The organism is Pseudomonas sp. FJ2-5-13 (assembly GCF_029201605.1).
Classification (GTDB): Bacteria; Pseudomonadota; Gammaproteobacteria; order Pseudomonadales; family Pseudomonadaceae; genus Aquipseudomonas; species Aquipseudomonas lactis.
Genome location: NZ_CP104045.1, coordinates 5,836,089 through 5,850,628 on the forward strand (window position 1 = coordinate 5,836,089; position 14,540 = coordinate 5,850,628).

The window sequence follows — 14,540 nt, forward strand, 5'->3', positions numbered from 1 at the left end:
GCCCTGCGAGCCAACGAGTTCGACATGACCCGCACCCATGAAATCCGCCCCGATCTGGACGAAGGCATCGACCGCAAGGTGCTGACCCAACTGCGCGCGCGTTTCATGACCCTCAATCAAGGCCGCATGGCCCGGGCCGTCGAGGGGCTGACGCCACGCCAGCAAAGCGTGCTGGCTTTGTTGCCGCTGTTTTTCCACGTCAATCACCCGCTGTTGCCAGGCTACGTCTCCAGCAGCACGCCGGCCGGGTTGTCGAATTTTGAACCGGACGCCCAGGCCCTGGCCGATGCCCAGCGCCTGACCCGCTCGTTTTCCTATAAACCGCGCCACGGTAACCCGCCTACGCCGATACACGGTTTGTTCTTGATGGGCAGCCTGGGCACGCTGGCCCAGGCCGATCAAAGCGATATGGATGTGTGGGTGTGCCACGCCCCCGACCTGAGCGAGACCGAGCTGGCCGAGCTGCGCAAAAAGTGCCAACTGCTGGAAACCTGGGCCTTGGGCATGGGCGCCGAGGCGCATTTCTTCCTGATCGACCCGACGCGCTTTGTGTTGGGTGATCGCGATACACAATTGAGCTCCGACGACTGCGGCACCACCCAGCACTACCTGCTGTTGGATGAGTTCTATCGCACCGCGATCTGGCTGGCCGGACGCACGCCCATCTGGTGGTTGGTGCCGGTCTACGAAGAAAACCGCTACGCCGAGTTTACTCACGCACTGATTTCCAAACGCTTTATCCGCGCCGATGAAACCCTCGACCTCGGCCATTTGGCTCATATTCCTCCGGGGGAATTTATTGGCGCCGGGCTGTGGCAACTGTTCAAGGGCATCGAGTCGCCCTATAAATCGGTGCTCAAGCTGCTGCTGACCGAGGTCTACGCCAGCGAACACCCGAAGGTGCAGTGCCTGAGCCTGCGCTTCAAACAGGCGGTGTTCAGCCATCAGGTAGACCTGGATGAGCTGGACCCGTACATCATGGTCTACCGCCGTATCGAGGAATACCTCAAGGCCCGCAACGAGCTGGAGCGCTTGGAACTGGTGCGCCGCAGCCTGTACCTGAAGGTCAACCGCAAACTCAGCGCTGGCCAGCGCACTGCTGGCTGGCAACGGCAGCTACTGGAACGCCTGGCGCATGAATGGGGATGGGACACACGCCAACTGGCCCTGCTGGACAGCCGCAGCCAATGGAAAGTGCGCCAGGTCGCTTCCGAGCGCCGCGCCCTGGTCAATGAGTTGAACTACAGCTACCGCTTCCTCACTCAGTTCACCCGCAGCGAACAGTCCGCCAGCCCGATCAATAAACGCGACCTCAATGTACTGGGCCGCCGTTTGTACGCGGCGTTCGAGCGCAAGGCCGGCAAGGTCGAGTTTATCAACCCCGGCATCGCCCCCGACCTGGCCGAAGACACCCTGACCCTGGTGCAGTCGCCCAACCGCAAAGAGCCGGGCCAACACCATTGGGGCCTGTATAACGGCAACCTTACCGCCCTGGAATGGGAACACTTCGCGCCGATCAAACGCAGCCGCGACCTGCTGGAAATGCTCACCTGGTGCCATCGCAACGGCGTGATCGACAGCAGCACCCGCCTGGCGCTGCACCCCGGCACCAGCGACATGACCGAGTTCGAGTTGTTCAACCTGCTGGGCAGCCTGCAACAGACCATCGCCCTGCCCCTGGCCAGTGTCGATGAGAGCCGCTTGCTGCGCCCGGCAGTGCCAGAAGAAGTGCTGCTGCTGATCAACGTTGGGGTTGACCCGCTCAAGCATCATCGCGACCTGAATATCCTGATGACCACCGAGCGCACCGACTCCCTGAGCTATGCCGGCGTGCGCGACAACCTGGTGCTGACCCTGGACCAGGTCACGCTCAACAGCTGGAACGAAGTGATGGTCAGCCGCTATGACGGCCCGCACGCCCTGCTCGACTGCCTGCGCGACTACCTCAACCAACTGCCATCGAACCATCTGCCACGCCTGCGGGCGCGCTGCTTCTGCCACAACCGGGCGCAGTTCATTGCCCAGCGGGTGGAAGAGGTATTCGACACCGCGCAGCATCTGCTGCTCGGCCAGGGCAACCATCGCTACCTGCTCCAGGTGCAGCAGCATTATCACGTCATGGAACTGGTGCCGGGCCAAGCCACCCATGTGTCGCTGCCGACCCAGGACGCGCTGATCGCTTACCTCAACGAGGAGTTGGCCAGCTACAGCCCGTGGCACCTGGACGCCATGGCCCTGGAAGACCACGACCTGGCGCTGCTGCTGCCCATGGGCCAGGCCGAGTGTGTGCAGGTGTTCTACCGGGTCAATGAAGGCTTCGCCGACGTGTACGTGCTCGACGAATTCAACGCGCTCTGGCAACAGCGCTTGCCGTTTCATGATGAGCAAAGCCTGCTAGCGCCGCTGCAGCGTTTTTTGCAATCGATCCTGTACCGCCGCGAAGCGCTATCGTCCCTGGACGCTCAGCAACCCGCGGGCGAAGTACAGATCCTGTACTACCAACTGTTGCCATCGGGCAGCGGCCGTGCGCGAGGCGTGGAGCCACGGCCGGCCCCGCAAGACCCTGCCAACAAAGCGTTTTATGACGTGCAGGCGATTATCGGCAAAGGCGCGCCGGGCCAGGTAGGGATCACCCTTTACTGCAATCAGCGGGAGTTTTCCGAACTGGAATTTGGCGACCAGCTGTTTACGGTGGTCGCCCGGGAGATCGTCGGGCAACGTCGGGAAACCGAGCGTTACCGCTGCTATATCACTGACCTGGATCTGTCGGGGCTGCTCGGTGATGTGCAAAGCCCAAGCAATCTGTACCTGCGCTATAAAGCCGAACTGGAACAGTCACTCAATGCGGCCTTGAATCAGGTTTAGAGCGGGAAGGCGCCGCCATCTTTGGGCTGGCCTTCGACGCTAAGCAATTCCAGCTTCAGGGTCTTGCCGCCAGGCGCCGGCCAGTCGATGTGCTGGCCCACTTGCAGGCCAAGCAATGCGCTGCCTACCGGCGCCATGATCGAAATCTTGCCTTCGTCGGCGTTCGCGTGCTTGGGGTAGACCAACGTCAGGTGATAGTCCTTGCCGCTGCCTTGCTCACGGCAATGCACGCTGGAGTTCATGGTCACGACACCCGCAGGCACTTCATCGTGACCAACCACGTCTTCGGCGCGGTCGAGTTCGGCTTGCAACGCTTCGGCGCCGGGAGACTCGTCGCCCAAGCGGTCGATCAGTTGCTCCAGACGCTGCACGTCAAGACGGGTAAGAATGATGGACGGTGCGGTGGTCATGATTCAGGCAGACTCCTTTTTTCTGCACAAAAAAGCAAAACCCCGCCAGGAAAAGGCGGGGTTCTCACGGACCTCGATGAATGGAGGTGTATCCGGACACTACCACAGCGACACAAATAAACAAGACGCCGTCAGGTGCTCGCCTTGCGCTGCTCGGCCTCGGCGCAGATCACCCGGCGCCGCGCATCGTCGGCAGAGCGCCATTCCCGGATGTCTTCCACATGGCGGAAGCAGCCCAGGCAGACTTTCTGCTCGTCCAGGCGACACAAACTGATACAAGGTGACGGCACCGCCGGGCTGACATTGCTGAACAGCGGCTTGGGCGGGCGTACGGGTGCAGGCTCACTCACCATCAGATCTCGTCGAAATCCAGTTCGTCGCCGGTGTATTCCTGGACCAGGCGGGCGAGCATCTCACCCAGCAACTCTTCACTCTTGTCGCACTGCCATTTGCCGCTTTCTTCGTCGTAATCGAAGTGAACGCCACCGGAGCGCGCCGCCAGCCACAGCTGACGCAGCGGCTCCTGGCGGCTGAAGATCAGTTGCTGACCGCTCTCGAACTTGACGGTCAGCACACCGGCCGAGTTTTCCAGGTCCACGTCCAGGCCGCTGTCGTCGAAAATATCTTCCAGCCCCTGCTGGGTGGCATCCACCAGGTCGTGAAAACGGGCTTCGGTCAAACTCATTGTGGCAACCTCAAAAGTGTCTGGTTTTGCTCAAGCGCCGCACGATACGGGCGAGCTTCGCCGATTGCAAAGGATACTGATTTGATCACGGATGACGGTACGAAATATCCCCAGGCATCGTAGCCTGCTTCCCTACTGTCTCAGCAAACCCCCGCCGGACGGGTGTTGCGGCGCATAGGCAAGCTGGCGGGTGGTCGGTATACTCGGGCGCAATTAATGCATATTCAAGGATTTCGCCATGAAGCGCCTGATCTCTTCCCTTGCTGCGCTCGTCGCGGTCGCTTGCCTCGTTAGTGCCTGTGGCCAGAAAGGCCCGTTGTACCTGCCGGATGACAGCAAAGATCCAAACGAACAGGCGCAATCGTCGCAAAAGCCGTCAAAAGCCCATAAGCACGACACCTACTAAGCCAAGGGAAACTTATGGACGCTTTTAACTACCGGGACGGCGAGCTGTTCGCGGAAGGCGTGGCCTTGTCCGCGATTGCCCAGCGCTTCGGCACCCCGACCTATGTGTACTCGCGTGCGCATATCGAAGCCCAATACCGCTCGTTCACCGACGCCCTCGACGGCGTGCCGCACTTGGTGTGCTACGCAGTCAAGGCCAACTCCAACCTGGGTGTACTCAATGTCCTGGCGCGTCTTGGCGCTGGTTTTGACATCGTGTCCCGTGGCGAGCTGGAACGCGTACTGGCCGCCGGCGGCCAGGCGGACAAAATCGTCTTCTCCGGCGTCGGTAAGAGCCGCGAAGACATGCGTCGCGCCCTGGAAGTCGGCGTGCATTGCTTCAACGTCGAATCCACCGACGAGCTGGAGCGCCTGCAAGTGGTCGCCGCCGAGATGGGCGTGCGTGCGCCGATCTCCCTGCGCGTCAACCCGGACGTCGACGCCGGCACCCACCCGTACATCTCCACCGGTCTCAAAGAGAACAAGTTCGGCATTGCCATAGCCGACGCCGAAGACGTGTACATCCGCGCCGCCCAACTGCCGAACCTGGAAGTGCTGGGTGTCGACTGCCATATCGGTTCGCAACTGACCACATTGCCACCGTTCCTGGATGCCCTCGACCGCCTGCTGGCGTTGATCGATCGCCTGGGCGAGTGCGGCATCTACCTGCACCACATCGACCTCGGTGGTGGCGTGGGTGTGCGTTATCGCGATGAAGAGCCGCCGCTGATTGCCGACTATATCCAGGCCGTGCGCGAGCGCATCGAAGGCCGCGACCTCACGCTGATGTTCGAGCCGGGCCGCTACATCGTCGCCAACGCTGGCGTGCTGCTGACCCAGGTCGAGTACCTCAAGCACACCGAACACAAGGATTTCGCCATCGTCGATGCGGCGATGAACGACCTGATCCGCCCGGCGCTGTACCAGGCCTGGATGGATGTCACCGCCGTGACGCCGCGCGCAAGCGACGCCCGCGCCTATGACATCGTCGGGCCGATCTGCGAGACCGGCGACTTCCTGGCCAAGGATCGTGAGTTGGCGCTTGAGGAAGGTGATCTGCTGGCCGTGCATTCGGCCGGTGCCTACGGGTTTGTCATGAGTTCCAACTACAACACCCGCGGGCGTACCGCCGAGGTGCTGGTGGACGGTGATCAAGCATTTGAAGTGCGTCGCCGCGAGACGGTAGCCGAGTTGTATGCTGGCGAAAGCCTGCTGCCGGAGTAAGCCATGCTGCTGCGTTTTACCAAGATGCACGGGCTGGGTAATGATTTCATGGTCCTCGACCTGGTCAGCCAGCACGCGCACATCCTGCCCAAGCACGCCAAACAGTGGGGCGATCGCCACACCGGGATCGGTTTCGACCAGTTGCTGCTGGTCGAGGCGCCGAGCAACCCGGAGGTGGATTTCCGTTACCGGATCTTCAACTCCGACGGTTCCGAAGTGGAACAGTGCGGCAACGGCGCGCGCTGCTTTGCGCGCTTTGTGCTCGACAAACGCCTGACTGCCAAACGCCAGATTCGCGTCGAAACCAAAGGTGGCGTGATCGAACTGGACATCCGCAACGATGGCCAGATCAGCGTCAACATGGGTGCGCCGCGCCTGGTGCCGGCGGATATTCCGTTCCAGGCCACCGAGCAGGCCCTCAGTTACGCGTTGGACGTGGATGGCAAAACCGTAGAGATCGCCGCCGTGTCCATGGGCAACCCCCATGCAGTGCTGCGGGTCACCGACATCAATAACGCCCCCGTGCACGAACTGGGGCCGAAGATCGAACATCACCCGCGCTTTCCGGCACGGGCCAATGTGGGCTTTTTGCAGGTGATCGACCGTAACCGTGCGCAATTGCGCGTATGGGAACGCGGCGTCGGCGAAACCCAGGCTTGCGGCACCGGTGCTTGCGCCGCTGCCGTGGCCGCGATCAGCCAGGGGTGGATGGATTCGCCGCTGTTGATCGACCTGCCCGGTGGACGTTTGTCCATCGAATGGGCAGGCCCTGGCCACCCGGTGATGATGACCGGGCCGGCCACGCGTGTATACGAAGGACAGGTCCGTCTATGAGTGAGCCAAGCTAATGACCGATAAGCCTCAAGTACCCGCACACGCAACCCCGAGTGAAAGCCTGGAGGCCGCTGCTGTCGCGGCGTACCTTGAGGCTAACCCGGACTTCTTCGTCGAACACGAAGAGTTGCTGCCGGCCCTGCGCATCCCTCACCAGCGCGGCGATACCGTATCGCTGGTGGAGCGGCAGATGAAGATCCTGCGCGAGCGCAATATTGAAATGCGCCACCGCCTCTCTCATCTGATGGACGTGGCCCGCGACAACGACCGCTTGTTCGACAAGACGCGCCGCCTGATTCTGACCCTGATGGATGCCACCAGCCTGGAAGAAACGGTGATCGCCGTGGAAGACAGCCTGCGTGAGGATTTCCAGGTGCCCTTCGTCAGCCTGATCCTGTTCAGCGACAACCCGATGCCGGTGGGCCGCTGGGTCACAGGTGGCGAGGCGCAGACGGCCATCGGCGGCCTGTTGTCCGAAGGCAAGACCGTCAGCGGCACCTTGCGCGAGCATGAGCTGGACTTCCTGTTTGGCGCCGAACAGCGCAAGCAGATCGGCTCTACGGCCGTCATCGCCCTCAGCCATCAAGGCTTGCACGGCGTACTGGCCATCGCCAGCCGCGACCCGGCGCACTACAAAAGCTCGGTGGGCACGTTGTTCCTGACCTATATCGCCGAAGTGCTGGGCCGCGTCCTGCCACGCCACACCACCACCCTGCGCGCGGTGCGCTGATCATGGAGCGGCAACTGGACGCTTACTGCGCTCACCTGCGCAATGAGCGCCAAGTGTCGCCCCATACGCTGGAAGCCTATCGGCGGGACTTGAACAAGGTCCTGGCCTATTGCGAAAAACAGCACGTCAGCAGTTGGACGGCCCTGGATATCCAGGCCCTGCGCAGCCTGATCGCCCGGTTGCACCAACAAGGCCAGTCCTCACGCAGCTTGTCTCGCCTGCTGTCGGCGGTGCGCGGCCTCTATCACTACCTCAATCGCGAAGGCCTGTGCGACCACGACCCGGCCAATGGCCTGTCGCCGCCCAAAGGCGAGCGGCGCCTGCCCAAGACCCTGGACACCGACCGCGCCCTGCAACTGCTCGACGGTGCCGTGGAGGATGACTTCCTGGCCCATCGTGACCAGGCAATCCTTGAGCTGTTCTACTCCTCGGGCCTGCGCCTGTCCGAGCTGACGAGCCTGAACCTCGATCAACTGGACCTCGCCGATGGCTTGGTGCAAGTGCTCGGCAAAGGCAGCAAGACCCGCGTACTGCCCGTGGGCAGGAAAGCCCGTGAAGCCTTGCAGCTATGGCTGCCGCTACGCTTGCTGACCAACCCGGCAGACGATGCCGTATTTGTCAGCCAGCAAGGCCGGCGCCTGGGGCCACGGGCGATCCAGCTGCGGGTCAAGGCCGCCGGCGAGCGGGAGCTGGGGCAGAATCTGCACCCGCACATGTTGCGTCACTCCTTTGCCAGCCACCTGCTCGAATCCTCCCAAGACTTGCGCGCCGTGCAGGAACTGCTCGGGCACTCGGATATCAAGACCACGCAGATCTACACCCACCTCGACTTCCAGCACCTGGCAACGGTGTACGACAGCGCCCATCCACGGGCCAAACGCATCAAGGGCGGCGACTCATGAGTATCAAGCTGATCACCTTCGACCTGGACGACACCCTCTGGGACAACGTACCCGTCATCATCAGCGCCGAAGCGTCGATGCGCGAATGGCTGGCGACCCACGCGTCCAAGGTCGGCGACCTGCCCCTTGAGCATTTTGCCAGCCTGCGCCAACAGGTGCTGCAGCGTCATCCCGAACTCAAGCACCGCATCAGCCTGCTGCGCCATCGCGTGCTAATGCATGCGTTCGAGGAGGCCGGTTATCCCCAGCCTGAGGCCACAGAGATGGCGGACGTCTGCTTCGAAGCGTTCATCCACGCACGTCACCAACTCACCGTGTTCCCGGAAGCCGAGCCGATGCTCAAGGCGCTGCGCCAGCACTTCCTGCTGGGGGTGATCACCAATGGCAATGCCGATGTGCAGCGCGTGGGCCTGGCGGACTATTTTCACTTTGCCCTGCGCGCTGAAGATATCGGCATCGCCAAGCCGGATGCACGACTGTTTCAGGAGGCGCTGCAACGTGGCGGTGTGGACGCCAGCGCGGCTGTGCATGTGGGCGATCATCCTGGGGATGACATTGCCGGCGCGCAGCAGGCGGGGCTGCGGGCGGTGTGGTTCAACCCCACGGGCAAGGCCTGGGAGGGAGACAAGCACCCGGATGCGCAGATTCGCAGCCTGACGCAGTTGCCGGAGTTGCTGCATAGCTGGCAGTAACACCATAGATCAAAAAATGTGGGAGCGGGCTTGCTCGCGAATGCGGTGGGTCAGTGATGAAGGTATCAACTGACACTGCGCATTCGCGAGCAAGCCCGCTCCCACATTTGATTTGTGGTGACCTGAGAGATTTAATTCCAGGCATGAAAAAGCCCGCAGCGACGGCGGGCTTTTTCTTACAAGCAGGAGGCAGACCTCAGATAGGTCGGCTGCCGTACTTGTTATCCGGCTTCTTCGGTGGATCAGCCACCACGTTGGCCTCGACTTCCTGCACTTTGCCACCTTTAGCGAGGAACTCTTCCATCGCACGGGCCAGGGCATCGCGCTCTTTGTTCTTGGCTTCAACACTCGGCAACTCGTCTACCGAAACAGCCGCCTTGGCTTTGCCTTTGGCTTTGGGAGCCGCGTCATCGCCAACACTGTTATCGTCATCTTCCGCAACGTCGTCAGCCGCTACTGCTTCAAGACCGTCTTCGGTGTCGTCTTCATCACCTACTTCGAGGTCGTCTTGTTCCAGATCATCGTCGCTCATGTTCTACCTCATGACTTGCGAAAAGCAGATTAGTTATAGCCCAGCTTCACCCTCTGTCGAGGCCGCTGGAAAAAAATCAACATCCACAGGATTCCCTATGGCTTATGCCCCTTCACCGTGCAAGGTGGCGAGGACTTTACGAGCACCGCCATGATCACGGTGCTCGCCCAGATAAACACCTTGCCAGGTCCCTATCGCCAAGCGGCCGGCCTTGACCGGCAAACTCAGCTGGCAGCCCAGCAGACTGGCCTTGAAGTGCGCCGGCAGATCATCCGGACCTTCGTCGTTATGTTCAAACCCTGCGCGACCTTGTGGCACCAGCAGGTTGAAAAAACGCTCGAAGTCACGGCGAACCGCCGGGTCGGCATTCTCGTTGATGGTCAACGAGGCCGAGGTGTGCTGCAGCCACAGATGCAACAGGCCCACACGGCAGGCCTTCAATTCAGGCAAGCCGGCAAGCAACTCGTCCGTTACCAAGTGAAAGCCCCGGGGCTTGGCCCGCAGGGTAATCAGGGTCTGTTGCCACATACAGTTCTCCGCCCATCGGCGCGCATTCTAGCGCGCTCTGAGAAAAAACAAAGGGCCGAATACGCCTTCATGCCTGTAAGACATTTGCACCCTTAAAAGTACTGTGTGGATCCCATCACAAACTCGATAAAAAACCCATGCACCTTTAGCCACAGACAAACGCCAGGCAAAAAAATGCCCGGCAAGCCGGGCATGTTTTTTTCACGTAGTTACAAGTTGTAGCCGCGCTCGTTGTGCTGCGCCAGGTCGAGGCCAACCGCCTCTTCTTCTTCGGTGACACGCAGGCCCATGACCATGTCGAGCACCTTGAGGATGACGTAGGTCACGATCGCCGTGTAGATCACGGTGAAGCCCACCCCTTTGCACTGGATCCACACTTGGGCTGCGATGTCGGTCACGGTGCCGAAGCCGCCCAGTGCCGGGGCTGCGAACACACCGGTGAGGATCGCGCCGACGATACCGCCGATACCGTGCACGCCGAAAGCGTCCAGGGAGTCGTCATAACCCAGCTTGCGCTTGAGGCTGGTCGCGCAGAAGAAGCACACCACACCAGCGACCAGGCCAATCACCAGGGCGCCCATCGGGCCCACGGTGCCCGCTGCCGGCGTCACGGCGACGAGGCCTGCGACCACGCCCGAGGCGATACCCAGGGCGCTTGGCTTGCCGTGGGTGATCCACTCGGCAAACATCCAGCCCAGGGCCGCAGCGGCGGTGGCGATCTGAGTCACCAGCATCGCCATCCCCGCGGTGCCGTTGGCCGCCGCAGCGGAACCGGCGTTGAAGCCAAACCAGCCGATCCACAGCATGGCCGCACCCACCAGGGTATAGCCCAGATTATGCGGGGCCATCGGAGTGGTCGGGAAGCCTTTACGCTTGCCGAGCACGATGCACGCCACCAGGCCAGCCACACCCGCGTTGATATGCACGACGGTGCCGCCCGCGAAGTCCAGCACGCCCCAGTCCCACATCAGGCCACCGTTGCCGCTCCAGACCATGTGCGCAATTGGCGCATAGACCAGGGTGAACCAGATAGCCATGAAGATCAGCATCGCGGAGAACTTCATACGCTCAGCGAAAGCACCGACGATCAGCGCTGGGGTAATGATGGCAAAGGTCATCTGGAAGGTGATGAACACGGCTTCCGGAAACAGCGCCGCCGGCCCAGTGATGCTGGCCGGGGTGACACCCGCCAGGAACGCCTTGCCCATGCCGCCGAAAAAGGAATTGAAATTGACCACGCCCTGTTCCATACCGGTGGTATCGAACGCGATGCTGTAGCCGTAGACGACCCAGAGGATGCTGATCAGGCCAGTGATGGCAAAGCACTGCATCATCACCGACAGAATGTTCTTGGAACGGACCATGCCGCCATAGAACAGCGCCAGGCCAGGGATGGTCATGAACAGCACCAGCGCGGTGGCGGTGAGCATCCAGGCGGTGTCGCCGGAATTGAGGACTGGAGCAGCCACTTCATCTGCCGCCATGGCCAGGCTTGGCATTACGATGGACAGCAGGGCTCCGAGCCCTGCGAATTTACGCAGAGTCATATTGTTTTCTCCTGGGGCGTTGGGGTTTGGCGGCTTAGATTGCGTCGGTATCGGTTTCGCCGGTACGGATGCGAATAGCCTGTTCCAGATTGACCACGAAGATCTTGCCGTCACCGATCTTGCCGGTGTTGGCCGCCTTGGTTATCGCCTCGATAACCCGGTCAAGATCCTTGTCGTCAATGGCGACATCGATCTTCACCTTCGGCAGGAAATCGACCACGTATTCCGCGCCGCGATACAGCTCGGTATGACCCTTCTGCCGACCGAAGCCCTTGACCTCAGTAACGGTAATGCCCTGCACGCCGATCTCGGACAGTGACTCGCGAACATCGTCCAACTTGAACGGCTTGATGATGGCAGTGACTAGCTTCATGAAAACTCTCTCCCGAATTTGGTGGACTTGCCCCAGGAAAACAAACCCGTCTCAAGTCTAAGCGCAGTGCCTGGCTTTGTAACGCATCGTCGCCTCGGCATTTGCCGTCGCGACGCCAGCGAACCACTGGTGACGAGCCCTGTACCCCGGATCCGTCGGCGCACTGCATTCGTCACAGCGACTGCATCAGTGCATGGGTCATGATCGTCTAAGCAGAAACCTTGCCAGCTCCGTAAAAACCACCGAAATCAATCCTTTGCCCGCTTGTGCTCACCTACGGGGCGCCTGCGCGGCCGCAATGCGCATCAAAACAGTGCGCGCCCGCCCGCCCCAATGCGCGAAAACCGTGCGCAGCAGGGCGTGAAAATGACTATAGACGCTGCGTGATACACTGCCGGCCAACTGTTTTCCGGAATATGTCCAATGCTCGCGCCCAAAGACTTCCTCGACGCCCTGAGCGGCCACGCCTCTCGCCTGTTCAGCGGCGACACCCCGCTGCCCCGCAATGAAATCGAAAGCCAGTTCAAGGCTTTGCTACAGAGTGGTTTCAGCAAGCTCGACCTGGTCAGCCGGGAAGAGTTTGACAGCCAGATGGTGGTGCTGGCCCGCACACGTGCGCGACTGGAGAGCCTGGAGGCGAAGGTGGCTGAACTTGAAGCACGGTTGACGCCACCCTCTGCTGAATAAACACGGTGAGTGTGGGAGCTGGCTTGCCTGCGATGGCCATAGGTATCTACACAATTTTTTTTAGGTTGTAGCAGCCAACGGTAACCACGATGCGAAGCGAGCCGCTCTTGATCTGCTTTTGATCTCAGGCGCCCCGTTAAACCACGCTGGCCGAACGCAGGCTTGAATTCGTGGGTAACCCGGCAGGACGCCGGGTTAGCCGCCCCGCGCCATGGATGGCGCGTGGCGGCGGCCCACGGATTCAAGCCTGCGTTCGGGCACACCGAGCCTAGGCGAGGTGCCGAGTGGTGGGGCAAGAGCGTTTTGCTTACTTTTGCGCTTTTCAAAAGTGAGCCGCCGTCAGGGCGGAACCCTAAGTGGCCGTTACCGCAGCAATGGATATATACCCGGTATAACTGCATCGGCTGTCAGGCCGCATTCGCGAGCAAGCCCGCTCCCACATTTGTTTTGCATTGCCGCCCGGATACGTTCTGTAAAACCTCCCCCGCCCCGCTCCATCTCCCCTCGTCTACCCTTGGAAAAACCGCAGGAAGCGGCCCTCCCATTCAAGGAACGAGCATGTCCCTCGCCATCGTCCACAGCCGCGCCCAGGTCGGTGTAGAAGCCCCCGCCGTCACCGTCGAAGTGCATATGGCCAATGGCCTGCCGTCTCTCACCCTGGTGGGCTTGCCCGAAACCGCAGTGAAGGAAAGCAAAGACCGCGTGCGCAGTGCCATCCTCAATTCGGCGCTGCAATATCCGGCCCGCCGCATCACACTCAACCTCGCGCCCGCCGACCTGCCCAAGGACGGCGGGCGTTTTGATCTGGCGATTGCCCTGGGCATCCTGGCGGCCAGTGTGCAGGTGCCGGCCTTGACGCTCGATGACGTGGAGTGTCTTGGGGAACTGGCGTTGTCCGGCGAGGTGCGCGCGGTGAAAGGGGTATTGCCGGCCGCGCTGGCAGCGCGCAAGGCCGGGCGCACCGTGATAGTGCCGCGTGCCAATGCCGAGGAGGCGTGCCTGGCGTCGGGGTTGAAGGTGATTGCGGTGGATCACTTGCTGCAAGTGGTGGCGCACTTGAATGGGCATGTGCCGATTGAGCCCTATAGGTCCGACGGCTTGCTGTACTTGAACAAGCCTTACCCGGACCTGAGTGAAGTACAGGGCCAACTCGCGGCCAAGCGCGCATTGCTGATCGCGGCGGCGGGCGCGCATAACCTGCTGTTCAGCGGGCCACCGGGTACCGGCAAGACTTTATTGGCCAGCCGGCTACCGGGCTTGCTGCCGCCATTGAGCGAGCAGGAAGCGCTGGAGGTGGCCGCAATCCAATCCGTGGTCAGCCTGGCCCCTCTGAGCCATTGGCCCAACCGCCCGTTCCGTCAGCCACACCACTCGGCATCCGGGCCGGCGCTGGTGGGTGGCGGCTCGAAGCCACAACCGGGGGAAATCACCCTGGCCCATCACGGGGTGTTGTTCCTGGATGAGCTGCCAGAGTTCGATCGCAAGGTGCTGGAGGTGCTGCGTGAGCCGTTGGAGTCGGGGCATATCGTGATCTCCCGGGCCCGTGACCGCGTGAGCTTCCCGGCGCGCTTTCAACTGGTCGCGGCGATGAACCCCTGCCCTTGCGGCTACATGGGCGAGCCCAGCGGGCGTTGTCGGTGTACACCGGAGCAGATCCAGCGCTATCGCAACAAGCTCTCCGGGCCGTTGCTGGACCGGATTGATTTGCACCTGACCGTCGCGCGGGAGGCCACTGCCCTGAGCCCCACACAACAGGCGGGCGATACCACGGCCGATGCCTCGGTGCGGGTAGCGCAAGCACGCGAGCGTCAGCAGCGACGCCAGGGGTGTGCCAATGCTTTTCTGGACCTGCCGGGGCTGCGCCAGCACTGCAAGCTGCCAAAGGTCGACGAGGGTTGGCTGGAGACCGCCTGCGAGCGACTGACACTGTCACTGCGGGCGGCCCATCGGCTGCTGAAGGTGGCGCGCACCTTGGCGGACCTGGACCAGATGGACGCCATCACCCGTGACCATCTGAAGGAAGCCCTGCAGTACCGCCCCACATCCGTGACTTGAGCCTTACGCAATATCCATGTGGGAGCGGGCTT

16 protein-coding genes are annotated in these 14,540 nt (G+C 61.5%); 9 read left to right on the forward strand and 7 right to left on the reverse strand.

The features are described 5' to 3' along the window. The first annotated feature begins 24 nt into the window (after positions 1–24). Positions 25–2,865 (forward strand): class I adenylate cyclase, encoded by a 2,841-nt coding sequence (locus N2A98_RS26045; protein ID WP_275622809.1) that lies wholly within the window; start codon positions 25–27, stop codon positions 2,863–2,865. Here the strand turns inward: N2A98_RS26045 and rnk are convergent. The 3 genes from rnk to cyaY form a co-directional block, all read right to left on the reverse strand. Next, positions 2,862–3,275 (reverse strand): nucleoside diphosphate kinase regulator, encoded by a 414-nt coding sequence (gene rnk, locus N2A98_RS26050; protein WP_032894565.1) that lies wholly within the window; start codon positions 3,273–3,275, stop codon positions 2,862–2,864. The genes N2A98_RS26045 and rnk overlap by 4 nt on opposite strands. Positions 3,276–3,406: 131 nt before the next feature. Further along, positions 3,407–3,625 carry a DUF1289 domain-containing protein gene (locus tag N2A98_RS26055; protein ID WP_044269871.1) on the reverse strand — a complete coding sequence of 73 codons (219 nt, stop codon included), beginning with the start codon at positions 3,623–3,625 and terminating at the stop codon, positions 3,407–3,409. Positions 3,626–3,627: 2 nt separating this feature from the next. Next, positions 3,628–3,960 (reverse strand): iron donor protein CyaY, encoded by a 333-nt coding sequence (gene cyaY / locus N2A98_RS26060; protein ID WP_032894564.1) that lies wholly within the window; start codon positions 3,958–3,960, stop codon positions 3,628–3,630. A 238-nt stretch (positions 3,961–4,198) separates the two neighbouring features. On the opposite strand from cyaY, the gene N2A98_RS26065 reads away from it, so the two are divergent. Genes N2A98_RS26065 through N2A98_RS26090 form a run of 6 tightly spaced genes read left to right on the forward strand, consistent with a single transcriptional unit; the run spans position 4,199 to position 8,786 of the window. Beyond that, positions 4,199–4,366, forward strand: coding sequence for a lipoprotein (locus N2A98_RS26065; RefSeq protein ID WP_003195417.1), 168 nt, complete (start codon positions 4,199–4,201; stop codon positions 4,364–4,366). Positions 4,367–4,380: 14 nt separating this feature from the next. Further along, on the forward strand, positions 4,381–5,628 hold the full coding sequence (gene lysA, locus N2A98_RS26070; protein WP_044269794.1) for a diaminopimelate decarboxylase: 1,248 nt from the start codon (positions 4,381–4,383) through the stop codon (positions 5,626–5,628). Positions 5,629–5,631: 3 nt separating this feature from the next. Beyond that, positions 5,632–6,462 (forward strand): diaminopimelate epimerase, encoded by an 831-nt coding sequence (dapF, locus tag N2A98_RS26075; RefSeq protein WP_003195419.1) that lies wholly within the window; start codon positions 5,632–5,634, stop codon positions 6,460–6,462. Positions 6,463–6,475: 13 nt separating this feature from the next. After that, positions 6,476–7,192 carry a DUF484 family protein gene (locus N2A98_RS26080; protein WP_014720458.1) on the forward strand — a complete coding sequence of 239 codons (717 nt, stop codon included), beginning with the start codon at positions 6,476–6,478 and terminating at the stop codon, positions 7,190–7,192. A gap of 2 nt (positions 7,193–7,194) precedes the next feature. Further along, positions 7,195–8,094, forward strand: a complete 900-nt coding sequence (xerC, locus tag N2A98_RS26085; protein ID WP_047712062.1) for a tyrosine recombinase XerC — start codon at positions 7,195–7,197, stop codon at positions 8,092–8,094. Then, positions 8,091–8,786, forward strand: coding sequence for an HAD-IA family hydrolase (locus tag N2A98_RS26090; RefSeq protein WP_275622810.1), 696 nt, complete (start codon positions 8,091–8,093; stop codon positions 8,784–8,786). The genes xerC and N2A98_RS26090 overlap by 4 nt, the downstream gene beginning before the upstream one ends. Before the next feature lie 196 nt (positions 8,787–8,982). Here N2A98_RS26090 and sutA read toward each other — a convergent pair whose 3' ends face one another. From sutA to glnK, 4 genes are all read right to left on the reverse strand, one after another. After that, entirely contained in the window at positions 8,983–9,318 is a 336-nt protein-coding gene (gene sutA, locus N2A98_RS26095; RefSeq protein WP_047712064.1) for a transcriptional regulator SutA, read from the reverse strand. Positions 9,319–9,420: 102 nt separating this feature from the next. Further along, positions 9,421–9,846, reverse strand: coding sequence for a secondary thiamine-phosphate synthase enzyme YjbQ (locus tag N2A98_RS26100; RefSeq protein ID WP_032894557.1), 426 nt, complete (start codon positions 9,844–9,846; stop codon positions 9,421–9,423). A 209-nt stretch (positions 9,847–10,055) separates the two neighbouring features. After that, positions 10,056–11,393: an ammonium transporter gene (locus tag N2A98_RS26105; protein ID WP_020302863.1), complete on the reverse strand. Its 1,338-nt coding sequence runs from the start codon at positions 11,391–11,393 to the stop codon at positions 10,056–10,058. Between the two features lie 34 nt (positions 11,394–11,427). Then, positions 11,428–11,766 (reverse strand): P-II family nitrogen regulator, encoded by a 339-nt coding sequence (gene glnK, locus N2A98_RS26110; protein ID WP_002555808.1) that lies wholly within the window; start codon positions 11,764–11,766, stop codon positions 11,428–11,430. A 423-nt stretch (positions 11,767–12,189) separates the two neighbouring features. Here glnK and N2A98_RS26115 point away from each other — a divergent pair, with 423 nt between their 5' ends. Together N2A98_RS26115 and N2A98_RS26120 are read left to right on the forward strand one after the other, a co-directional pair. Then, complete coding sequence (locus tag N2A98_RS26115; RefSeq protein ID WP_003195432.1) at positions 12,190–12,453, forward strand: accessory factor UbiK family protein; 264 nt, start codon at positions 12,190–12,192, stop codon at positions 12,451–12,453. A 558-nt stretch (positions 12,454–13,011) separates the two neighbouring features. After that, positions 13,012–14,508: a YifB family Mg chelatase-like AAA ATPase gene (locus N2A98_RS26120; RefSeq protein ID WP_069557949.1), complete on the forward strand. Its 1,497-nt coding sequence runs from the start codon at positions 13,012–13,014 to the stop codon at positions 14,506–14,508. The last annotated feature ends 32 nt before the right edge of the window (positions 14,509–14,540 follow it).